General features: G+C 32.5%; 22 protein-coding genes and 1 riboswitch. Of the genes, 13 read left to right on the forward strand and 9 right to left on the reverse strand.

Annotated elements, in window-relative coordinates; translation table 11 throughout:
- Window positions 1-160: 160 nt before the first annotated feature.
- The gene (locus AC13CQ_RS13405; protein ID WP_008614113.1) at window positions 161-1,570 is read right to left on the reverse strand and encodes a S1C family serine protease; all 1,410 of its coding nucleotides are present in this window, start codon (window positions 1,568-1,570) and stop codon (window positions 161-163) included.
- A gap of 189 nt (window positions 1,571-1,759) precedes the next feature.
- Here AC13CQ_RS13405 and dapF point away from each other — a divergent pair, with 189 nt between their 5' ends.
- From dapF to AC13CQ_RS13425, 4 genes are all read left to right on the forward strand, one after another.
- Window positions 1,760-2,536 (forward strand): diaminopimelate epimerase, encoded by a 777-nt coding sequence (dapF, locus tag AC13CQ_RS13410; RefSeq protein WP_337900439.1) that lies wholly within the window; start codon window positions 1,760-1,762, stop codon window positions 2,534-2,536.
- Entirely contained in the window at window positions 2,536-3,060 is a 525-nt protein-coding gene (locus AC13CQ_RS13415) for a GNAT family N-acetyltransferase (RefSeq protein WP_008614115.1), read from the forward strand. The genes dapF and AC13CQ_RS13415 overlap by 1 nt, the downstream gene beginning before the upstream one ends.
- A complete protein-coding gene (gene mltG / locus AC13CQ_RS13420; protein ID WP_474507020.1) occupies window positions 3,060-4,103 on the forward strand; it encodes an endolytic transglycosylase MltG in 1,044 nt (347 codons plus the stop codon). Before AC13CQ_RS13415 ends, mltG begins: the two co-directional genes overlap by 1 nt.
- 119 nt (window positions 4,104-4,222) lie before the next feature.
- Window positions 4,223-4,867: a lysozyme family protein gene (locus AC13CQ_RS13425; protein ID WP_008614117.1), complete on the forward strand. Its 645-nt coding sequence runs from the start codon at window positions 4,223-4,225 to the stop codon at window positions 4,865-4,867.
- 76 nt (window positions 4,868-4,943) lie between these two features.
- Here AC13CQ_RS13425 and AC13CQ_RS13430 read toward each other — a convergent pair whose 3' ends face one another.
- The 3 genes from AC13CQ_RS13430 to dnaA are packed head-to-tail and all read right to left on the reverse strand — an operon-like array spanning window position 4,944 to window position 7,589.
- Window positions 4,944-5,669, reverse strand: coding sequence for an SAM-dependent methyltransferase (locus AC13CQ_RS13430; protein WP_456867360.1), 726 nt, complete (start codon window positions 5,667-5,669; stop codon window positions 4,944-4,946).
- 31 nt (window positions 5,670-5,700) lie between these two features.
- Complete coding sequence (locus tag AC13CQ_RS13435) at window positions 5,701-6,162, reverse strand: low molecular weight protein-tyrosine-phosphatase (protein WP_335587717.1); 462 nt, start codon at window positions 6,160-6,162, stop codon at window positions 5,701-5,703.
- Window positions 6,162-7,589, reverse strand: coding sequence for a chromosomal replication initiator protein DnaA (gene dnaA / locus AC13CQ_RS13440; RefSeq protein ID WP_008614121.1), 1,428 nt, complete (start codon window positions 7,587-7,589; stop codon window positions 6,162-6,164). Before dnaA ends, AC13CQ_RS13435 begins: the two co-directional genes overlap by 1 nt.
- 199 nt (window positions 7,590-7,788) lie before the next feature.
- Here dnaA and AC13CQ_RS13445 point away from each other — a divergent pair, with 199 nt between their 5' ends.
- Window positions 7,789-8,184 (forward strand): acyl-CoA thioesterase, encoded by a 396-nt coding sequence (locus AC13CQ_RS13445; protein WP_008614122.1) that lies wholly within the window; start codon window positions 7,789-7,791, stop codon window positions 8,182-8,184.
- A 6-nt stretch (window positions 8,185-8,190) separates the two neighbouring features.
- Here AC13CQ_RS13445 and AC13CQ_RS13450 read toward each other — a convergent pair whose 3' ends face one another.
- The 3 genes from AC13CQ_RS13450 to ribD all read right to left on the reverse strand — a co-directional run bounded on the left by AC13CQ_RS13450 (window position 8,191) and on the right by ribD (window position 10,570).
- Window positions 8,191-8,799 (reverse strand): IMPACT family protein, encoded by a 609-nt coding sequence (locus tag AC13CQ_RS13450; RefSeq protein WP_474507021.1) that lies wholly within the window; start codon window positions 8,797-8,799, stop codon window positions 8,191-8,193.
- A 69-nt stretch (window positions 8,800-8,868) separates the two neighbouring features.
- On the reverse strand, window positions 8,869-9,516 hold the full coding sequence (locus AC13CQ_RS13455; RefSeq protein WP_335587715.1) for an HAD family hydrolase: 648 nt from the start codon (window positions 9,514-9,516) through the stop codon (window positions 8,869-8,871).
- Window position 9,517: 1 nt separating this feature from the next.
- Window positions 9,518-10,570, reverse strand: a complete 1,053-nt coding sequence (ribD, locus tag AC13CQ_RS13460) for a bifunctional diaminohydroxyphosphoribosylaminopyrimidine deaminase/5-amino-6-(5-phosphoribosylamino)uracil reductase RibD (protein ID WP_337900445.1) — start codon at window positions 10,568-10,570, stop codon at window positions 9,518-9,520.
- Window positions 10,571-10,618: 48 nt separating this feature from the next.
- Here ribD and AC13CQ_RS13465 point away from each other — a divergent pair, with 48 nt between their 5' ends.
- From AC13CQ_RS13465 to AC13CQ_RS13485, 5 genes are all read left to right on the forward strand, one after another.
- A complete protein-coding gene (locus AC13CQ_RS13465) occupies window positions 10,619-11,098 on the forward strand; it encodes a GNAT family N-acetyltransferase (RefSeq protein WP_337900446.1) in 480 nt (159 codons plus the stop codon).
- 145 nt (window positions 11,099-11,243) lie between these two features.
- On the forward strand, window positions 11,244-12,107 hold the full coding sequence (prmC, locus tag AC13CQ_RS13470) for a peptide chain release factor N(5)-glutamine methyltransferase (RefSeq protein WP_337900447.1): 864 nt from the start codon (window positions 11,244-11,246) through the stop codon (window positions 12,105-12,107).
- A gap of 57 nt (window positions 12,108-12,164) precedes the next feature.
- Window positions 12,165-12,228, forward strand: a riboswitch (Fluoride riboswitch).
- A gap of 39 nt (window positions 12,229-12,267) precedes the next feature.
- Complete coding sequence (locus AC13CQ_RS13475) at window positions 12,268-13,572, forward strand: voltage-gated chloride channel family protein (RefSeq protein WP_337900449.1); 1,305 nt, start codon at window positions 12,268-12,270, stop codon at window positions 13,570-13,572.
- A 303-nt stretch (window positions 13,573-13,875) separates the two neighbouring features.
- A complete protein-coding gene (gene ligA, locus AC13CQ_RS13480; RefSeq protein ID WP_474507022.1) occupies window positions 13,876-15,870 on the forward strand; it encodes an NAD-dependent DNA ligase LigA in 1,995 nt (664 codons plus the stop codon).
- Window positions 15,867-16,541 (forward strand): lysoplasmalogenase family protein, encoded by a 675-nt coding sequence (locus AC13CQ_RS13485; protein WP_335587709.1) that lies wholly within the window; start codon window positions 15,867-15,869, stop codon window positions 16,539-16,541. Before ligA ends, AC13CQ_RS13485 begins: the two co-directional genes overlap by 4 nt.
- On the opposite strand, the gene AC13CQ_RS13490 is transcribed toward AC13CQ_RS13485, so the two are convergent.
- Both AC13CQ_RS13490 and AC13CQ_RS13495 read right to left on the reverse strand, forming a co-directional pair.
- Complete coding sequence (locus AC13CQ_RS13490) at window positions 16,525-17,430, reverse strand: bifunctional metallophosphatase/5'-nucleotidase (RefSeq protein ID WP_008614131.1); 906 nt, start codon at window positions 17,428-17,430, stop codon at window positions 16,525-16,527. The genes AC13CQ_RS13485 and AC13CQ_RS13490 overlap by 17 nt on opposite strands.
- A 3-nt stretch (window positions 17,431-17,433) precedes the next feature.
- Complete coding sequence (locus AC13CQ_RS13495; protein ID WP_474507023.1) at window positions 17,434-18,198, reverse strand: 5'-nucleotidase C-terminal domain-containing protein; 765 nt, start codon at window positions 18,196-18,198, stop codon at window positions 17,434-17,436.
- 67 nt (window positions 18,199-18,265) lie between these two features.
- On the opposite strand from AC13CQ_RS13495, the gene AC13CQ_RS13500 reads away from it, so the two are divergent.
- Genes AC13CQ_RS13500 through AC13CQ_RS13510 form a run of 3 tightly spaced genes read left to right on the forward strand, consistent with a single transcriptional unit; the run spans window position 18,266 to window position 20,593 of the window.
- Window positions 18,266-18,787: a DUF6913 domain-containing protein gene (locus tag AC13CQ_RS13500; RefSeq protein ID WP_474507024.1), complete on the forward strand. Its 522-nt coding sequence runs from the start codon at window positions 18,266-18,268 to the stop codon at window positions 18,785-18,787.
- Between the two features lie 2 nt (window positions 18,788-18,789).
- A complete protein-coding gene (dapA, locus tag AC13CQ_RS13505; protein ID WP_008614134.1) occupies window positions 18,790-19,683 on the forward strand; it encodes a 4-hydroxy-tetrahydrodipicolinate synthase in 894 nt (297 codons plus the stop codon).
- The gene (locus tag AC13CQ_RS13510; protein ID WP_008614135.1) at window positions 19,676-20,593 is read left to right on the forward strand and encodes an ion channel; all 918 of its coding nucleotides are present in this window, start codon (window positions 19,676-19,678) and stop codon (window positions 20,591-20,593) included. The genes dapA and AC13CQ_RS13510 overlap by 8 nt, the downstream gene beginning before the upstream one ends.

The raw sequence follows: 20,593 nt of genomic DNA on the forward strand, positions 1-20,593 counted from the left end.
CCCTCTTTTTTGAAAATATTTTTAACTTCTCCTTCATTTATTATCTACTGAAGGTTTTTATTTTTTCGCAAAAGTATATATTTCAAACGTTTTCGTGAAGCTTTTTTGATAAAAAAAAGAGCTTCATTTCGAAGCTCTTTTAAGTGTGTATTATACGCTTTTAATTTCTGAAAACTAAACGCTCTCTTTCACCATGTTCATTTAAAATAACAAGACTCATCATTCCATATTCTTTAGCTTTTGCAACGGCTTTTTTAGCATCATCAATAGTTTCTATTTTATCGTCGTTGATACCAACTAATAATTTTCCATCTAAACCTAATCTTCTATTGTAGTCGTTAGTACTATATATTACAACACCTTCTTGATTGTTGTATCTATCTTTATCCGACTTTGTTTGTGCTTGGATGGAAATTCCAACTTCTTCAATAGTGTATGTGTAGGAGGTATTATCTATTAATGTTACAGGAAGTTCCATATTTTCATCATCTCTTAGGATGGTTAAATTAACCAAATCATTAGGTCTTTTACTTCTTAAATAGCCTGTTAAATCAGAAAACTTAGATATTTTAATATTATCAATTTTTTTAATGATATCCCCCGATTTTAGTCCAGCTTTATATGCCCCCGATTTTTTAAATACTTCAGCAACTAAAACCCCTTCAGATTCGTTAATTCCTTCAACTCGACCATTAAGAACAGCTAAATCTTGACCTTTAATTCCTAAAGTTCCCATTTGTACATTTCCAAACTCCATAATATCGTCAACTACTTTTTTTGCAATATTACTTGGTACAGCAAAAGAATATCCAATGTACGACCCAGTTTGAGAGGTAATAGCGGTATTTATACCTATTAACTCTCCATTAGTATTTACTAAGGCACCTCCGCTATTTCCTGGGTTTACGGCAGCATCTGTCTGAATAAAGGATTGAAAAACCCCATCTTGTTCATTTAAATCTCTAGCTTTAGCACTAATAATTCCCGCAGTAACTGTAGAAGTTAAATTAAAAGGATTTCCTACAGCTAATACCCATTCGCCAATTTTTGAATAATCGGAATCTCCAAAAGCTAAATAAGGCAAATCACTCTCAGCATCAATTTTAATAAGAGCAATGTCTGTTTCAGGGTCGGTTCCAATTAATTCGGCGCTATAGGTTTTATTATTATTAAGAGTTACCTGTAGCCTAGTAGCGTTTGCTATAACATGGTTGTTGGTAACAATATAGCCATCAGGAGAAATAATTACTCCAGAACCAGTTCCTACTTGAGTTCTTGGCTGACTACTTCCAGATCCATAAAAGTATTCCATTATACTTGTAGGGCCTTTGCTTACCGTTAGATTTTTAACGTGAACTACCGCATGAACTGTTTTGTCTGCAGCCTCAGTAAAATTGATATTTTCTGCTGCTTCTAAGGTTGATGGATTGTAACTAGCAGTTACAAATTTAGATTGATTTTCTTGGTTTTCTATTAAAGGAATTTGCTTTTCAAAAGCAAATTTATAAATGCCTAAAGTAATGGCACCCCCTAGTATAGATACGAGTAAAAGACTTAAAAATTTCTTCATCACTTTTAAACTAATTTATTTTAATTAACACTTAAAATTACTTGATAATTATATTCCATATTTCAATTTTAACGCACTTTAACAATGAAATAAACGTTTGCTTTATTGTATATTTGTGAATCGGTTAGAAGACTGTTAATTTTTAACAAAGCCTTCAGAATTCTAATAGATACAAGTATAAATTTTACTATGGAACTTAATTTTTATAAATACCAAGGTACTGGAAACGATTTCGTTATGATTGATAATCGTCAGGATATCTTTCCCAAAAATGATACCAAACTCGTTAATTTTTTATGCGATAGAAAATTTGGAATTGGAGCTGATGGATTAATTCTTTTAGAGAATGATGATGCTACAGATTTTAAAATGGTGTATTATAATGCAGATGGAAACGAAAGTTCTATGTGTGGTAATGGAGGGAGATGTTTAGTGGCATTTGCAAAATTTCTAAATGTAATAGAAGATAATTGTTCTTTTATAGCTGTTGATGGTCTACATACCGCAAGCGTAGCAGGTGGAATTGTTAGTTTGGCAATGCAAAATGTAGCAAAAATAGATGTTTTTGACACCTATACTTTTCTAAATACTGGCTCTCCACACCATGTGCAGTTAGTAGAAAATTTAATGCATTTAGATGTAAAAGAAAATGGAGCCAAGCTACGTTATGGTAAATATGGGAGTAAAGGGAGTAATATAAATTTTGTAGCTCAAGAGGGAGACACAACTTTTAGTGTACGAACTTATGAGCGTGGAGTGGAAGATGAAACTTTGTCATGTGGTACAGGAGTAACAGCGGTTGCTATTGCTATGCATGAAACAGCAAAGACAACAAGTAATAAAATTACATTAAAAACCCCTGGCGGAGAACTTAAAGTTTCATTCGAAAAGAATGGAGTGGGGTATAAAAATATTCATTTAGTAGGGCCAGCAACGCAGGTTTTTTCAGGAATAATAAAAGTATAATGATAACACTCTCTGGAAATACAATTTATTTAAGGGCTTTGGAACCAGAAGACCTAGACTTTCTTTATACTTTGGAAAACGATGAGAAAGTTTGGGAGGTAAGTGAAACTTTAGCACCTTATTCTAAATTTATTTTGAAAGAGTATTTAGCAAATAGTCACAAAGATATTTTTGAAGTTAAGCAACTTAGATTGGCAATTTCCAATTACAATAATAAATTACTTGGTTTTATAGATATCTTCGATTTTAATCCTAAAAATAAAAGAGCAGGAGTTGGAATTGTAGTTTTAGAAGAAGCTAATAGAAATAAAGGAGTAGGGCGTGAAGCGTTGTCTTTATTAATAGATTATGCTTTTAATCATTTAGATCTTCATCAATTATATGCCAATATTTCTGAAAGCAACAAACCTAGTATTCATCTCTTTTCAAATTTAGGTTTCGAAAGAATTGGAATTAAAAAAGATTGGAACTATACTTCGGGAAAATTTCAAAACGAAATTCTTTATCAAAAGATTAATAAATAATGTATATAAGAAAAATTTTAGTAGCGATAGCGCTTCTGGGTGCCATTGTAGGCTTTGTATTTGTGTATTATGTTTATAATGCCGTATTCTCTCCAAACACAGCTTTTCAGAATGAAGAAGCGTATGTTTATATTAAATCGGATGCTGGATTTAATGATGTAAAAGAGCAATTAGATCCTTTGTTGGAAAACATGGCTACTTTTGAAAAGGTAGCAACTCAAAAAGGATATACAGCTAACATTAAAGCAGGAAAGTACGCTATTAAAAAAGGAATGAATAATAACGAAATTATTAATTCTTTAAGGAGTAAAAACGTACCTATTTCACTTTCTTTTAATAATCAAGAGTCGCTTACTAAACTTGCAGGTAGAATTGCTACACAGATAGAAGCCGATAGTGTTTCTCTGCATACTAGTTTTACTGATAGTAGTTTTTTAAGCAGTAGTAACTTTAATGAAGATACTGCCTTGGCAATGTATGTGCCAAATAGTTATGAATTTTTCTGGAATACTTCTGCCGATAGTTTTAGAGATAGAATGCTGAAGGAATACAATCGTTTTTGGAATGAAACTCGTCTAAAAAGAGCAGAAGCTATTGGTTTGTCGCCATTGGAAGTAGTAACCTTAGCATCTATTGTTCATAAAGAAACAGCTATGGTTGATGAGAGACCAAGGGTAGCAGGTGTTTATATGAATAGGTTAAATAGGAATATGCTTTTACAGGCAGATCCAACTATAATTTATGCAATAAGAAAGCATACAGGAGATGAGGATAAAGTAATTAAAAGAGTTCTTTATAAAGATTTAGAATTGGACTCTCCATATAACACTTATAAGTATGCTGGACTTCCTCCTGGTCCGATAGCAATGCCAGATATTTCTGCTATTGATGCAGTGTTAAATTATGAAAAAAATGACTATCTGTATTTTGTAGCAAATGTTAAAGATTTTGGATATCATAAATTTGCCAAAACGCTTTCACAGCATAATGCAAACAAGCAAGAGTATGTAAAATGGCTTAATTCGCAGGCTATAAAACGTTAATTTAAACTTTAAGATTACTTTAACTTACTGATTTTCTGTTTATTAAAAAAGTTGTATATTTGCACGCTCAATTTTAAGTAATCATTTCGATGATGTAAAGCTTAAAGAAATATACTTATATGAGAAAACAAATATTAAAATTTAATGTTTTAGTAGCTGTTTTAGTTTTAGTAATCGTGGTAAGTTTAGGTTTTACTTCAACAAAAAAAACCGAAGAAAACGTTCATAACATTAATAGAGTAACGAAGCCTTTAGCGTATTCGGTTTCTTTAGAAGATGAAGATGTTGAAGACATTATTAGAACACCCTTTTTAGGAAAGTCTTTTAATGGTTTCAAAGAAGCATTAGCTTTTAAAGAATCAAGAGGGGATTATTTTACTGTAAACCCTTTAGGATATATGGGCAAATATCAATTTGGAGCATCTACTCTTAAAACAATAGGAGTGAGTTCTAGTTCAGATTTTCTTAATAATCCAGAATTGCAGGAAAGAGCTTTTATAGCCAATCTTGAAAGAAACAAATGGGTTTTAAGGAAAGATATCGAATGGTATGTTGGTCGTGTATTTAATGGTGTTAAAGTTACAGAGTCGGGAATTTTAGCTGCTGCACATTTAGCAGGCCCTGGTAATGTAAAACGCTATTTACGCACCCATGGAGTTTCTGGTTTTGCTGATGCAAATGGAGCTTCTGTCCGTTATTATATGCGCAAATTTTCAGGATACGATGTATCTCATGTAAAGGCTAATAAAGCTGCTAGAATATAGTAGGCTTAAAATGATCTTAATAAAAAAGCCCGAAAACATAAATGTTTTCGGGCTTTTTGTGTTTTATAGTTTTGTTTTATTCCGCATGTAAAATAAATATGGTTGGCCTTTTGTGTAAGTCTACATTAGCACCCTTCCATTGAGATACAGATTGTGTTTTAATATATTCTGTATTTAAAGTAATATCGGTAGCTACACAAAGCTGAGTATTAGCAGCTAAGATAGTTGTTAAATCGGCTAGTAGTTTATCATTTCTGTAGGGAGTTTCCATAAAAATTTGCGACTGGTCTAGTTCTTTAGATCTCTTCTCTAAGTCTTTTAAGGCTTTCTTTTTCTCAGCTTTATCTATAGGGAGGTAGCCATTAAATGCAAAACTCTGACCGTTCATTCCGCTTCCCATTAAAGCGAGTAAAATGGAGGAGGGACCTACTAAAGGAACTACCTGTACGCCTTTGTCGTGTGCAATTGCAACTACATCTGCTCCTGGGTCTGCAACTCCAGGGCAACCAGCTTCAGAAATAATTCCAACGTCATACCCATTTAAGCAGGGTGTAATAAAAGTTGGAATTTCTTCTGGTAAAGTGTATTTGTTTAAAACTTGAATTTTTAAACTTGGTTGTGACTTTTTAGGACTTATCCGCTTAATAAAACGACGGACTGTTTTTTCGTTTTCAACAATATAAAAATCAAGATTTTCAATAACTCTTTTTATGGAAAGTGGGAGTACCTCAAGAGGTTCTACTTCACCTAATGTTGTTGGGATTAAGTATAGTTTTCCCTTAGTGTTACTTTCTGAAGTCATGAGCAAATTTTGGCTCTAAGATACAAAGAAACTATAAAATAGAAATTTCTTTTACAATAACATCAGTAGCTTCATCGAGCATTTTGTAGACATTTTCAAACCCCATTACTCCGCCATAATATGGATCAGGAACATCTAGGTCTTCTTCTGGAGTTAATTTGTTGAGGATGAGATGAACTTTCTCTTTATCAGTTTCATTTTTTGCTTGCTGGACAATGTTTTTATAATTACTGTTGTCCATGGCAAAGATCAAATCAAAATCCTCAAAATCTTTCTGGGTAAATTGTCTCCCACGTTGATTGGTAATATCGATATTGTATTTGGAAGCAATTTGAATAGATCTTGGGTCTGGAGAGCTTCCAATATGGTAATTAGAAGTTCCTGCGGAATCCACAAAAACTTTGTTTGGATCCACTTTAGCTTTTAAAATACCTTCTGCTAATGGAGATCTGCAAATATTTCCTAAGCAAACCATGAGTACTTTTACACGCATTATTGGGCAAACTTTTTACTTAAGTCGTCTATGTATTTTCTAAATTGTTTATCGGTTTCTGCTAAGTTATCAACAGTTTTACAGGCGTGTAAAACGGTGGCATGGTCTCTTTTTCCAATTTGAGAACCAATGCTAGCCAAAGAGGCTTTGGTGTATTTCTTAGCAAAAAACATGGCTAATTGTCTAGCTTGAACAATATGACGCTTTCTAGTTTTAGACTGAAGTGTTTCTACGTCCATTTGGAAATAATCTGAAATTACTTTTTGAATGTAGTCTATAGAAACTTCACGTTTGGTGTTTTTAACGAACTTTTCAACAATTTGATTGGCAAGTTCAATTGTTACTTCTTTTTTATTGAAAGAAGATTGAGCTATCAAAGAGATGATGGCGCCTTCTAATTCTCTAACATTTGTTTTAATATTTCTTGCAACACATTCTATAATCTCCTCTGGCATTTCAACACCATCTCGGTAGAGTCTATTTTTTAGGATAGAAATACGTGTTTCGAAATCAGGATTTTGTAATTCAGCAGATAATCCCCATTTAAACCTAGATAGTAAGCGTTGCTCAATATCTTGCATATCTACAGGAGCTTTGTCTGAAGTAAGAATTACTTGTTTTCCGTTTTGATGTAAATGGTTGAAAATATGAAAGAATACATCTTGTGTTCCAGATTTTCCTGAGAAGAACTGAACATCGTCAATAATTAAAACATCAATAAGTTGATAGAAATGAATAAAATCGTTTCTGGTATTCTTTTTAACAGATTCAATATATTGTTGCGTAAACTTTTCCGCAGAAATATATAAAACTGTTTTTTCTGGATATTTGTCTTTTATTTCAACACCAATAGCATGCGCTAAGTGAGTTTTTCCAAGTCCAACCCCTCCAAATATAAGTAATGGGTTGAAAGAGGTTCCGCCGGGCTTGTTTGCAACTGCTAATCCAGCAGAACGTGCCAATCGGTTAGAATCGCCCTCTAAGAAATTGTCAAAACTATAATTTGGATTTAATTGAGATTCTATTTTGATATTTCGAATTCCAGGAATTACAAAAGGATTTTTTAATTCTGGATTCTTGTGTTTTACAGGAACGTCAAGTTCTTGTGGTTGCATAGTTGCTCTGTTGGAACTCGGGATACTTTCTGTAAACGGTTGTTTGTTGCCGTAGGTGTTTTCCATTCTAATAACATACACCAACTTTGCGTTTTCTCCTAATTCTTTGGTTAAAGCTACTTTAAGGAGTTTTACGTAATGTTCTTCCAACCATTCGTAAAAAAACTTACTCGGAACCTGGATACTCAAAGCATTATCCGTTAACTTTACAGACTTTATGGGTTCAAACCAAGTTTTATATGCTTGAGGTTGTATGTTGTCTTTTATAAAGTGTAGACAATTTTCCCATACGGATTCCGCAGTTACGTTCATTCTTTGATATTATTTTAATAGTTAGTCAGGTTTGATAGTGAATAGAATTTTAGAAATCAACTATCGTAAAAGATTAAACAAATATGTGAACAAAAAATTGAAAAAAAAAATGAAAGTAGGTTGAATTTATTCTTTTTTTTTCGCATGCTTGTTAACTTTCTGTTCATAATTTCTTAACACTCGTAAAATACATTTTTATATGGAGAAAACAAATAAAATTAACATAAGAGTTCGATATAGTGAAACCGATAAAATGGGGGTGGTATACCATGGTAATTATGCTCAATATCTTGAAATTGCGAGAGTTGAATGGTTGCGAGCACTTGGGGTTTCCTATCGTTGGATGGAGGAAAATGGAGTAATGCTCCCTGTAGTGTCCCTACAGCTTAATTATAAGAAATCTGCAAAGTATGACGATTTATTAACAGTAGAAGCTAGATTGAAAAAAACACCTACGGTTAAGATTGAATTTGATTATACAATTTTTGACGAAGTAGGAGATATTATTGCTGAAGGGAACACAATTTTGGCATTTATTAATAGTGAAACTTTAAGACCTATGCGCTGTCCAGATTATATTCTAAATAAATTATGAGAAATACTACAACTCGGTTAATTTAATCTCATAAAAAGGTTCGAAGGAAATAGGGACTTGTGCTGCTTGACTTTCTCTAATACTAACAACGATTTCACAAGATAGATTCATTGTTTGACTTTCAATGTTTAAATTCTTCTCCTTTATAATTCGCATTACTGTGTTCATGTGCTTGTATTCAAAGGTAATTTTATAGTGAATATCAATTGTTTTTTCTATAATATCTACTGCTTCCAAGCACATTTGAGCGGTAGTTTTATAGGCGTTTATAAGTCCGCCAACACCTAGTTTTACGCCTCCAAAATAACGTACAACAATTATTAATGCATTGGTAATATCAAAAGATTGTAGTTGTCCGTAAATTGGCATTCCAGCAGTATTGGATGGTTCTCCATCGTCATTGGCTCGGTACTGAATTTTGTCTTTTTCGGTTCCTATTTGCCATGCGTAGCAATGATGGCGTGCACTGCTGTGTTTATTTTTTATTTCTTCTAAAAAATATTTTATATCTTCTTCATTCTCAACAGGGAAAGCATATCCAAAAAACTTACTTCCTTTATCTTTAAAAAGGACTTCACTTGTTGGTTTAACTAGGGTTTTATATAAATCTTCCAAAGTAATTTGATTTCTTAGGATGCAAACTTATAAAATGTTAACAATTCAAGATAGGAGTTACTAACATAATTAATCCTTGAACGGATAATCTTTGCTAAATAATTCTGTTATATCTTCTTTTCCAGGAATTAAATTCCAAGTATGAAATCCCATTTGTTTAGCAGTATTGATGTGCTCTAAAGTGTCGTCAATAAAAAGGGTTTCTCCTGGAATGATATTATTATCGTTTAAAACAAATTCAAAAATATCTCTATTGGGTTTTCTGAATTTGATTTCATGAGAAAGATAGAATTTATTAAAACAATTTTTAAAACGATGGTAGCTTTTTAAACCGTTATTTTTTATTACTTGCTCTATATGAAGCTCATTTGTATTGCTAAGCAAAAATAGCTCATAATTGCCTTTTTGCGATAGTTCTTCAATAAAAGCTAATCTATGTGTAGGGATTTTTAAGATAATAGCATTCCATATTTCTTTTAACCTTTCATCTGAAATATTAGGAAGCGATTTTTTATAAGATTCTATAAAATTTGTTGTGGAGATTATGCCTTTTTCATACTCATTATTAGTATTAATTATATCCTGATTTAAAGTAAACTCAGGAAATTCTTTATGAATTAATCTCATGGAAGCCAATTTGTCCAAGTCTATAAAAATATCGCCAAAATCAAATACAATATTCTTAATGGTATTTTTCTGTGCATTTGTTTCTAGCATTTTAATAGTTTTTATAAATTTTTAAAGAATCAGAACCAAGGGTTTTCTTTGTAATTAAGGTAGATGGGGTTAATTTGGGTGCTTTAGTACCTTCTTTAAAAATTGCATTGCCTTCAAAAACACGTGCTTCATCCCACAAATTAGAATTTATAAATGTTTGTAGGGTTTTACTTCCTCCTTCAATAATAATACTTTGGATATTGTTTTTATAAAGAACAGCTGTAATTTCCTCGGCTAAATTATTTTTAAAGTTAACCGTCTCAAAAGTGGTGTTTTTGTATCCTTTTTTGGGAGTATCTGTGGTATTATCAATAATAAAAATGGTGCTTTGAGAATCGTCCCAAACATTAGATTCTCTTTGAATTTTTAATTCTTTATCTATAATGATGCGTGTAGGAGAATTGCCTTTCCAATGGCGAGTATTTAATTTAGGATTGTCTTTAATAACTGTGGTTGTTCCCGCTAAAATAGCATGTTCTTCAGCTCGCCACTTATGTACTAATTGCCTTGAAATTTCTTCTGTAATCCATACAGGTTTTCTTTCATCAGTTTGTATCGGACTTACAAATCCATCGCTGCTTTCTGCCCATTTTAAAATTATATATGGACGCTTCTTTTCATGGAAAGTAAAAAAACGCTTATTAATTTCTTTACATTCGTCTTCTAATACACCAATAGTAACATTACAGCCTGCTTCTAGAAGCTTTTTTACACCACGACCACAAACTTTTTCATTGGTGTCTAGAGTTCCAATAACTACATTTGGAATTTTATTTTCAATAATTAAATCGGCACATGGAGGCGTTTTTCCAAAGTGAGAACATGGTTCTAGCGTAACATATATAGTTGCTTCTTTTAACAAAGTGGTGTCTTTAACAGCTTGGATAGCATTTACTTCTGCATGGTTTTGTCCAGCAGGACTTGTGTAACCTTCTCCAATTATTTTTCCGTTAGCAACAATAACACTGCCAACCATGGGGTTTGGGTAGGTGGTTCCTAATCCATTTTTAGCAAGTTCGATGCATCTTTTTATGTAGAAATCGTGTATATTCATCCCGAAATTTATCAAGGCAAAAATACTATTAAAACATTGTAATATTTCATGAATATAAGAGAAATTCAGCTAAAAGATAATGAAAGAATGGCTGAGATTGTAAGAGAAGTAATTGTAGAGATGGGAGCTCCAAAAGTAGGAACGGCTTATGAAGATAAAGCGCTAGAGAATTTATATGAAACTTATAATAAGGAAAGGGCTTGTTATTTTGTAATTGAGGTTGAAGGGAAAGTTGTTGGAGGTGCTGGAATTGCACATTTAGCAAATGAGGCTGAAACAGTTTGTGAACTTCAAAAAATGTATTTTTTGGGAAGTACACGTGGAAAAGGATTAGGAATGAAAATGATGCATACTTGTTTGAGCAAGGCTCAGGAGTTTAGATATGAGCAATGTTATATTGAAACGATGCCTTATATGACAGACGCACAAAAATTATATAAAAAAGCGGGATTTCAATATCTGGAAGCTCCAATGGGAAATACGGGTCATTATTCTTGCCCAGTATGGATGTTGAAAAAATTCATTTGATAAGACTCCTTTTTTTTGTTTCGTTTCTTTTGGGCGAGCAAAAAAATAAAGAGCATGAAGTCACTGGTATATGGATTGGTATTAAAGCTAACAAATAATCAACGTAATTCTAAACTAGAGCTATTTAAACAATATTTTATTGGTAATGAAGTTAGGAGAAATAAAAAGGTTATATCAAAACGAATTAGAGGCTTTGTATCCTTTAGAGGAAATAAAAACTTTTTTTAATTGGCTTTGCGAGGCGTATTTACAATTAAAACCTTTTCAGATACAGCAGGATTTAGATCTAGTTATAGAAGCTAACAGTTTATTAAAATTTCAGTCAGCTTTAAATGCTTTAAAAGTAGAAAAGCCAATACAGTATATTCTAGGGAGTGCTCATTTTTATGGTATGGAATTTATGGTAAATGAGCACACCTTAATTCCGCGCCCAGAAACCGAAGAGTTGGTTTCATGGATTTTAAAAGATGTTTCAAAAAGCGATAATTTAAACATTCTTGACATTGGAACTGGAACGGGCTGTATTCCAATCGCTATTGCTAAAAACTTACCAAATGCAAGGGTGTATGCGTTGGATGTTTCTGCGGAAGCTCTAAAAATAGCAAAGAGGAATGCTGAAAGTAATAATGTAAAAGTTACATTTTCGGAAGTAGATATTCTTAAGTGTTCAGATTTGTCAATTATTTTTCCTGAAGTAAGCCGATTTGATGTTATAGTTTCAAATCCACCATATGTTCGGAATCTTGAAAAGAAGGAAATGAATACGAATGTTTTAGCATACGAGCCTGAAACAGCTTTGTTTGTAGCAGATGATAATGCGCTACTTTTTTATGAAATAATAGCTGTATTAGCTTCGAGTAATTTAAAAGAAGATGGGAAGTTGTATTTTGAAATTAATCAATATTTAGGGAAGGAAATGCTGGAACTAATGGAGAAATATAAATTCAGCAATAATCAACTTAAAAAGGATCTTTTTGGAAATAACAGGATGATGAAGGGAGAGAAGTAGTAGCCTGTTTTTATCTGTTTTTCATCTTCTATAAGTAAGCTTTTTTACTATATTTGCATCACATTTGGCAATGAGGTCTGCCTTTAACCGCTCAAAATGAGCTGATGACTTCTACTGATAATGGCTTATGCCAGTGTAGAATCATTATATATATGTCAAAATGAATATCAAAACAATCAAAGATTATTTGTTCTCACTAGAGCAAATTCCCACATTATTTTATCTTTTTAAATGGATTTTAATTTGTGCTTTAATAGGAAGCATTGTAGGGAGTGTCTCTGCTTTTTTTCTATTAAGTTTAGAATGGGCAACAAATTGGAGAGAGGCTCATTTGTGGATTATTGCGTTACTTCCATTAGGAGGGTTTATTATTGGACTGTCCTATCATTTATATGGAAATAGTGTAGTTAAAGGAAATAATTTGTTGTTGGAAGAGTTTCATACCCCAAAAAAGGTAATTCCTTTCCGTATGGCGCCTTTGGTGCTTTTTGGTACTATTGTTACTCATTTATTTGGAGGTTCGGCAGGACGAGAGGGAACTGCAGTACAAATAGGGGGAGCTATAGCAGATAGGTTTACAAAGTTGTTGAAACTATCTAATCGAGATAGGAGAATTGTTTTAATTGTAGGGATTAGCGCTGGTTTTGCTTCTGTATTTGGAACGCCCTTGGCAGGAGGGATTTTTGCATTGGAAGTTTTAATATTGGGTAGAATTCGTTTGGATGCTATTATTCCAAGTTTTATGGGAGCTGTTTTTGCAAATTATTTTTGTGAAGTTTGGAATGTATCTCATACACATTATCATATTTCTTCTGTGGCAGAGATGAATCCTGTAAACCTTTTATGGGCATTATTAGCAGGAATTATTTTCGGATTGGTAGCTATGTTATTTTCAAAATCTACCCATTTTTGGAGTAATTTATTTAAAAAACACATAAAATATCCTCCTTTAAGACCTTTTGTAGGAGGAATAGTTTTGGCTATTGCTGTTTATGCAATAGGAACCACAAAATATATAGGATTAGGAATTCCAACAATTGTAGATTCTTTTAATGAGAATTTAAATTCTTACGATTTTTTACTAAAACTTTTATTTACTTCCTTCACTTTAGGCGCAGGTTTTAAAGGAGGTGAGGTAACTCCTTTATTTTACATCGGAGCAGCATTAGGAAATGTGCTAATTTGGTTTATCCCGTTGCCAATGGGGTTATTGGCAGGAATGGGATTTGTAGCTGTTTTTGCTGGAGCAACAAATACTCCTATAGCATGTACTGTTATGGGGATAGAATTATTTGGAATTGAAGCAGGGGTTTTTATTGCATTGGCTTGTAGTACGGCTTATTTATTCTCTGGTCATACAGGGGTATATTCTTCTCAGATAATTGGGAGTCCTAAAAACACTTCTTTTTTAAGGGAAAAAGGCTTGCATCTATCGGATATCAAAAATAAAAGACAGAAAAAATAAGGAAGTCTATTGCAGTAAGAATATGCTCGATACGGGAGCGTTTAACTATTTTTTAGATCAAATTTGTTTCCGAATTATTAGAGTTTTGCATTTTTGAGCCTTATGGATTCTAGATCTTTCTGGAAGTATGAGAATGAATTAAAAAAGCCGATAGATTAAGTTGTGAAATAAAATCTGTTTTTTTTTAGATCTATTGTTGGTTTAAATATGTAGGATTAATTAGCGGCTCAGATTATAAAAATATCCTTCATTAACCTATATTTGTGATATCAGAAAAGAACGCACTCTTACTTTATTATTTTCATGGATATAGCAAAAAAAATTGAATCGCTACGTCAGGAATTGTCTCAGCATAATTATAATTATTATGTATTAGATACTCCTGAAATTTCAGATTATGAGTTTGATATTAAACTTAAAGAACTGCAAGAATTAGAAGCTAAACATCCCGAATTTTTTGATGCAAATTCTCCTACAGTTCGCGTAGGAGGAATGGTTAGTAAAAACTTCGAAACTATTGCACATGAGCATCGGATGTATTCTTTAGATAATTCGTATTCAAAAGAAGATTTAGAAGATTGGGAAAAACGTATCCAACGTATTTTAGGAGATGTAGAGGTTGCTTTTACATGCGAATTAAAGTATGATGGAGCATCTATTAGCCTTACGTATGAAGATGGAGTTTTAGAAAAGGCAGTAACCCGTGGAGACGGATTTCAGGGGGATAATGTTACTAATAATATAAGAACAATTCGTTCTGTTCCTTTAAAATTAAAAGGTAGTTTCCCACAGAAATTTGATATCCGTGGAGAAATTGTTTTACCGTTGGAAGGGTTTGCAAAGATGAATCAGGAGCGTTTGGAAGCTGGAGAAGAAGCTTATATGAATCCTAGAAATACAGCCAGCGGAAGTTTAAAACTTCAGGACAGTGCTGAAGTGGCAAAACGTCCATTAGAGTGTTTACTTTATAATATTACGGGAGAAAATTTAGGAATTACAAGTCAGTTTGAAAGTTTACAAAAAGCAAAAGAATGGGGTTTTAAGGTTCCTGAAGTTGCTAAACTTTGTAAAACAACTGCTGAAGTGATGGATTTTGTGAATTATTGGGATGTCCATAGGCATGAACTTCCTTATGAAATTGATGGGGTAGTGGTAAAGGTTAATAGTTTTCAGCATCAAGATGAGTTGGGTTATACAGCCAAAGCACCTCGTTGGGCAATGGCTTATAAATTTAAAGCAGAGCAGGTATCTACTACTTTAGAAAGTATAACGTACCAAGTTGGTCGAACGGGAGCTATTACACCAGTAGCCAATTTAAAACCAGTCCTTTTGGCGGGAACTACTGTAAAAAGAGCTTCTTTACACAATGCAGACCAAATAGAAAAATTAGATGTTCGAGAAGGGGATGAGGTTTTTGTTGAAAAAGGAGGGGAGATTATTCCAAAAATTGTTGGGATAGATTTTACCAAACGAGCTCTTGATGCAGAGCCACATCATTATATTGAAAATTGCCCTGAATGTGGTACCGAATTAATTAGAAATGAAGGGGAGGCGCAACACTATTGTCCAAATACCTACGGTTGTCCGCCACAAATAACAGGACGGATACAGCATTTTATTTCTCGAAAAGCAATGGATATAGAAGGTCTTGGAGGAGAAACAGTAGAGTTGCTCTTTAAAGAAGGACTTATAAATAATTATGCCGATTTATATACGCTTAAAAAGGAAGATGTTATTCCTTTAGAGCGAATGGCAGAAAAATCTGCTGATAATCTCATTCAGGGAGTTGAAAAATCTAAAGAGATTCCTTTTGAACGAGTTTTATTTGCGCTTGGGATTCGTTTTGTAGGGGAAACAGTGGCAAAAAAGTTGGCTAAAGAGTACAAATCTATCGAGGCTTTAATGAATGCTTCCGCGGAAGAACTGGTGCAAGTAGATGAGATTGGAATAAGAATAGCAGAAAGTGTAGTCGATTTCTTTCAGAATGAAAAGAATTTAACCATTGTTAGTCGTTTAAAAGAATATGGCGTTCAACTGGAGATTTCTGCAGATAAGCTTGAAAATATTACGGATAAGTTCAAAGGAATTACATTTGTAGTGTCTGGTGTTTTTGAGAAAGTTTCAAGAAATGAACTTAAAAAACTAATTGAAGATAACAGCGGAAAAGTAGCTTCGTCTATTTCTTCAAAAACAACTTATGTGGTTGCTGGAGATAAAATGGGACCTAGCAAAAAGGAAAAGGCAGAAAAACTAGGTGTTACCATTATTTCTGAAGATGAATTTTTGAACATGTTATGAACAGCAGACAAATTTTGACGCTTTATTTTATTTTCAGTGCTGTATTCCTAATAGCATCACTTCTTCATGTAAAATTAGTAGCCAATATTGCTAAAGTTTCATTAATTCCATTGGTGTTTTTTAATTACTATTTCTATAAAAATAAATTGGAGTTAATTCCAATGTTATTGTTGATTTTTTGCTTCTTAGGAGATGTTTTTATGTTAGATTTTAACAGGTATACCTCCCGTTTGTATTTGGTTACTTTTGGAATTCATCATTTAGTTTTTGCATTGGTTTGCTACAGAGCTATCCAAGATTTTAATGCTAAAAAGCTTATATTTTCTGCGCTACCTGTAATTACACTTTGGTTTGTATATTTTAATTATTCCATAAAAGACATCTTCGGTAGTCAGATGGGAGATTTGTACCCTTTTGTTTTGGCTTATTCTATTGTTTTGAGTGCTTTTACAATTATTTCCTTAGTTAATTATTTTAATAATGAAACAAAAGTAAATTTCTACCCAGTTATGGTAGCTGTTTGTTTTTTAATTGGAGATATTATAATGGCAATAGATAATTACCTTTTTGAATTATTCTTTTTTGATTTTACAGTGGTAGTAGTTAAAGTAATAGGTTATTTCTTTCTTCTGAAATTTATTAAGAGCTATAATTTTATACGTTTATACTAATTCCATCTGAAGATTTTTCTTTTTCGTCAAAATAAAAATCGATTCTCCCTAAATAAATTCCATAGCAACCAACTTGGTTAATAAGTACTTTTTGTCCTTTTCTGTTGATTTCTACTACTGGTTTGTCTAAAAAAGTATGTGTATGCCCACCAATAATTAAATCGATGTTTTCCGTGTTTTGTGCCAAAACAATATCAGAAACAGTGTTATCTTGGTATTTAAAACCTAAATGTGATAAACAAATAACAAGGTCGCATTTTTGTTCTTTTTTTAGTTCTCGGGTTAAATCTTGTGCAATTTCAATTGGATCGAGATATTTGGTTTCTTTATAGAGTCCTTTAGTAACAAGACCCTCCAACTCAACTCCTAACCCAAAAACTCCAATTTTAAGACCGTCTTTAGTAAAAATTTTATAGGGCTTTATTTGTCCATCCATAATGGTGTTGGAAAAATCGTAATTACCGTTTATAATTTCGAACTTTGCATTTGGAAGCTGAGAAAGCAAGCCGTCAATACCATTATCAAAATCGTGATTTCCAAGGGTAGCAGCATCGTATTTTAACATGCTCATTAACTTAAATTCAATTTCACCTCCGTAGAAATTAAAATAAGGAGTACCTTGAAAAATATCTCCAGCATCCAATAAAAGTGTATTTGGATTTTCTGTTCTTATTTGTTCAATTAAAGTAGCTCGTCTAGCCACTCCTCCTTGGTTAGGGTTTCTGGCATCGGTGGCAGGGAATGGGTCTATATGACTGTGCACATCGTTGGTGTGGAGTATTGTAATATGTTTTTTTCTTTCCGTAGAACAAGAAGTTAACGAAAGTCCGCCAGCTGTTATGAATGCAGTACTTGCTACTGTATTGTTTATAAATTGTCTTCTTTTCATTACTTACTTTTTTATAAATCTGTTATCGGTACTCGCTTTAATAGTGTCTACTTTTTCAAAATAATCTATCAATTCGTTTCGTAATAAATAATTAATATCTATAGTTTGAATTGGATTCTTAAAGAAGTTCATATGGTCTCCGCCCGTTGCAAGAAAATCTGAAGTTGCTACAAAATAGGTTCTATTGTCTTCAATAGGTTTTCCGTTTATGGTGCTACTTTTTACAGAGCTATCCCTGTTTAGAATTATTTGTAATTGTTTACTAATGGGGTGAGCAGTTTGCTTTTCAGCTAAAAAAGAAATAAGTTCTTTTACTTTTTCTGCGGACAATTCTAGCACATAAGTTTCATTTTTAAAAGGCATAATTTCGTATGCTGTTCTTCGGCTAACTTTTCCTTTTGACATTGCTGCGCGAATTCCTCCGTGATTCAAAAGCACAAAATCTATGTTATTTCCTGTACGTTTATTAAAAATTGGATTAGATTGTTCGTAAGTAATATCTGCCATCAAATTTCCGATAGAAGAGTTTAATTTACCATCATTTTTAGACAAATTAGTAGGATTATACGCTAATTGTGCGTCTAAAACTTCTTCAATATGCTCGCGATAAGGTGTTATAAATTGATCTATACTATCCACGCTAGCTATAGAATCTGTTATATTTATTCTTTTTCCTGTAATACTACGGGGGGAGTTAATCCCTTGATTACAAGAGATGAAACCTATAATTGTTATAAATATAACAAAATGTTTAGTTTTAAGAGGCATAAGATTCTTAATTTTAATATCAGGAACTATTGAAAGTTTTACATTTGCAAAAATAACGGAAATGTAAATGATTTTTAAGGGCCTTAAAGAAAAATCAATAAAAAAAGCAATTCAGAAGTCAGTTCTAAACCAAGTTCAGTCTGCTGGAGACACTGGTGCTGTGCGTTCGCTTGCTATTGTTATTAATTATGACAAGCTGGTAGATTACAAACCACTTATGGATATAGCAAAAGCTATAAATATAAGTAATGAAGACGTTTATATTATTGGGTATGTAAATAAGTTTTATAAGAATGTAAATTATTTGATACCTGTTTTTACAGATAATTCCTTCGGTATGAAGGGAAAAATTAAAAGTGAAGAAGTAAGCGAGTTTTTAAAGCGGGATTATGATATTGTGATTAATTATTATACAGAACCGAATATTTATTTAACGCTAGTTTCAGCTTTAATTAAAAGTGAGTTAAAAGTAGGGATTACTAGCGAAGGAGAAGCGATAAACAATTTAGTATTGAAGACAGATGAAAAGGATTTTTCTCAGTTTAATAATGAACTAGTTAAATACCTTTCTATTTTAAAAAAGATATGATTATGTCAAAGTTTTTAGGAACGGGAGTTGCATTAGTAACACCTTTCAGAGAAGATTTAAGTGTTGATGTGGATGCATTAATCAACATTGTAAACCATGCAATTAATGGGGGAGTAGAATATTTGGTGGTTTTAGGAACTACTGCAGAATCTGCTACACTTACTAAGGAGGAAAAAGAACTTGTAAAACATACAATAGTAAAAGCTAATAGTGGACGTGTTCCTTTGGTTGTTGGTGTTGGAGGTAATAATACTGCTGAGGTAGTAAACGAACTTCAAACAAGCGATCTTAGTGCTTTTGATGCAATTTTATCAGTATCGCCTTACTATAATAAACCTACACAAGAAGGAATTTATCAGCATTTTAAAGCAATAGCAGAGGTTTCTCCGTTGCCAATAATTTTATACAACGTTCCTGGAAGAACAGGTTCTAATGTACTGCCAAAAACAATTATTCGTCTTGCAACCGATTTTAAAAATATTATTGGAGTAAAAGAAGCAGCAGGAGATATTGTCCAAGCTATGCGTTTAATTAAAGACAAACCAAAAGACTTTTTAGTAATTTCTGGGGATGATATGATTACGTTACCGATGATTCTTGCTGGTGGAGCTGGTGTTATTTCTGTTATTGGGCAAGGGTTGCCAAAAGAGTTTTCTTTAATGGTACGTTATGCTTTAAGAGGTAATTTGGATGATGCAAATAATATCCATTTCCAATTAATGGATATTATAGATTATATTTTTGAAGAAGGAAATCCAGCTGGAATTAAAGCTGTGTTTGAGAATTTAGGATTAAGCACTGGGAAAGTGAGACTTCCTTTAATGGAGGCAACAGCTGCACTAAAACAGAAGATAAATAGTTTTCCTATTTTAGCCACAAATAAAATTAATGGTTAAAAGACTTAAGGATATTGGGTTTGGATTAAATGCCACTAAAAATGTAAAAAGATTTATTACAGAAGACGGGCGGTTTAATACAAGCCATATTAATAAAAAAAGCATATTTGAATCCACGTATTCCTATTTAATTAGGATTTCGTGGATTTCTTTTTTTTGTTATGTTTTATTAGCATACATTTTAATAAATGTTCTTTTTGCGTTAGGGTATGTTTTTATTGGTGTTAATGATATTTCTGCTTATGAATCGCCTTATTTTATAGATAACTTCCTTAATGCTTTTCTATTTTCATCACAAACAATAACAACCGTAGGTTACGGGGTTATGTCGCCTTCTGGAACAGCATCTGGCATTCTGGCAAGCTTTGAAGCTTTGGTAGGTTTGTTGAGTTTTTCTTTTACAACAGGATTGTTATATGGGCGTTTTTCTAAACCTAAAACTCTTATTTCTTTCAGCAAAAATTTTGTAGTCCGCCCTTTTAGAAATAAAAGAGCCTTGATGATTAAAGTAATGAATACAAGTAGAAATATTCTTATTAAACCAAAGGTGGATGTTACTTTAATCTTACATAAATTGGTTAATGGGTATTTTCAGCCCGAATATTTTAATCTAAAATTAGAGCGTAAAACCATTACATATTTGCCAACAACGTGGACTATTGTGCATGAAATAGATGAAGAAAGTCCTTTTTTTAATCTAACAAAAGAAAAAATTGAAGAATATAAAGCAGAGATAGTAGTATTATTTTCTTATTATGATGATGCCTTTAATAATGAAATTTACGATGTAAAATCTTATTTATATAGGGATTTAATTATAGATAAAAAGTTTACGAAGTCCTATGGATATGGAGAAGAAGGGAGGCTTGTAATAGATCATTCCATGCTTCATGATATTGAAAACTTATAA

It is taken from the genome of Galbibacter sp. L-19 (assembly GCF_056857615.1).

Bases quoted from the DNA above. Each gene is read 5' to 3' on its own strand.
- AC13CQ_RS13405 (WP_008614113.1), bottom strand. From the start codon at position 1,570: ATGAAGAAATTTTTAAGTCTTTTACTCGTATCTATACTAGGGGGTGCC.
- dapF (WP_337900439.1), top strand. From the start codon at position 1,760: ATGGAACTTAATTTTTATAAATACCAAGGTACTGGAAACGATTTCGTT.
- AC13CQ_RS13415 (WP_008614115.1), top strand. From the start codon at position 2,536: ATGATAACACTCTCTGGAAATACAATTTATTTAAGGGCTTTGGAACCA.
- mltG (WP_474507020.1), top strand. From the start codon at position 3,060: ATGTATATAAGAAAAATTTTAGTAGCGATAGCGCTTCTGGGTGCCATT.
- AC13CQ_RS13425 (WP_008614117.1), top strand. From the start codon at position 4,223: ATGAGAAAACAAATATTAAAATTTAATGTTTTAGTAGCTGTTTTAGTT.
- AC13CQ_RS13430 (WP_456867360.1), bottom strand. From the start codon at position 5,669: ATGACTTCAGAAAGTAACACTAAGGGAAAACTATACTTAATCCCAACA.
- AC13CQ_RS13435 (WP_335587717.1), bottom strand. From the start codon at position 6,162: ATGCGTGTAAAAGTACTCATGGTTTGCTTAGGAAATATTTGCAGATCT.
- dnaA (WP_008614121.1), bottom strand. From the start codon at position 7,589: ATGAACGTAACTGCGGAATCCGTATGGGAAAATTGTCTACACTTTATA.
- AC13CQ_RS13445 (WP_008614122.1), top strand. From the start codon at position 7,789: ATGGAGAAAACAAATAAAATTAACATAAGAGTTCGATATAGTGAAACC.
- AC13CQ_RS13455 (WP_335587715.1), bottom strand. From the start codon at position 9,516: ATGCTAGAAACAAATGCACAGAAAAATACCATTAAGAATATTGTATTT.
- ribD (WP_337900445.1), bottom strand. From the start codon at position 10,570: ATGAATATACACGATTTCTACATAAAAAGATGCATCGAACTTGCTAAA.
- AC13CQ_RS13465 (WP_337900446.1), top strand. From the start codon at position 10,619: ATGAATATAAGAGAAATTCAGCTAAAAGATAATGAAAGAATGGCTGAG.
- prmC (WP_337900447.1), top strand. From the start codon at position 11,244: ATGAAGTTAGGAGAAATAAAAAGGTTATATCAAAACGAATTAGAGGCT.
- AC13CQ_RS13475 (WP_337900449.1), top strand. From the start codon at position 12,268: ATGAATATCAAAACAATCAAAGATTATTTGTTCTCACTAGAGCAAATT.
- ligA (WP_474507022.1), top strand. From the start codon at position 13,876: ATGGATATAGCAAAAAAAATTGAATCGCTACGTCAGGAATTGTCTCAG.
- AC13CQ_RS13485 (WP_335587709.1), top strand. From the start codon at position 15,867: ATGAACAGCAGACAAATTTTGACGCTTTATTTTATTTTCAGTGCTGTA.
- AC13CQ_RS13490 (WP_008614131.1), bottom strand. From the start codon at position 17,430: ATGAAAAGAAGACAATTTATAAACAATACAGTAGCAAGTACTGCATTC.
- AC13CQ_RS13495 (WP_474507023.1), bottom strand. From the start codon at position 18,198: ATGCCTCTTAAAACTAAACATTTTGTTATATTTATAACAATTATAGGT.
- AC13CQ_RS13500 (WP_474507024.1), top strand. From the start codon at position 18,266: ATGATTTTTAAGGGCCTTAAAGAAAAATCAATAAAAAAAGCAATTCAG.
- dapA (WP_008614134.1), top strand. From the start codon at position 18,790: ATGTCAAAGTTTTTAGGAACGGGAGTTGCATTAGTAACACCTTTCAGA.
- AC13CQ_RS13510 (WP_008614135.1), top strand. From the start codon at position 19,676: ATGGTTAAAAGACTTAAGGATATTGGGTTTGGATTAAATGCCACTAAA.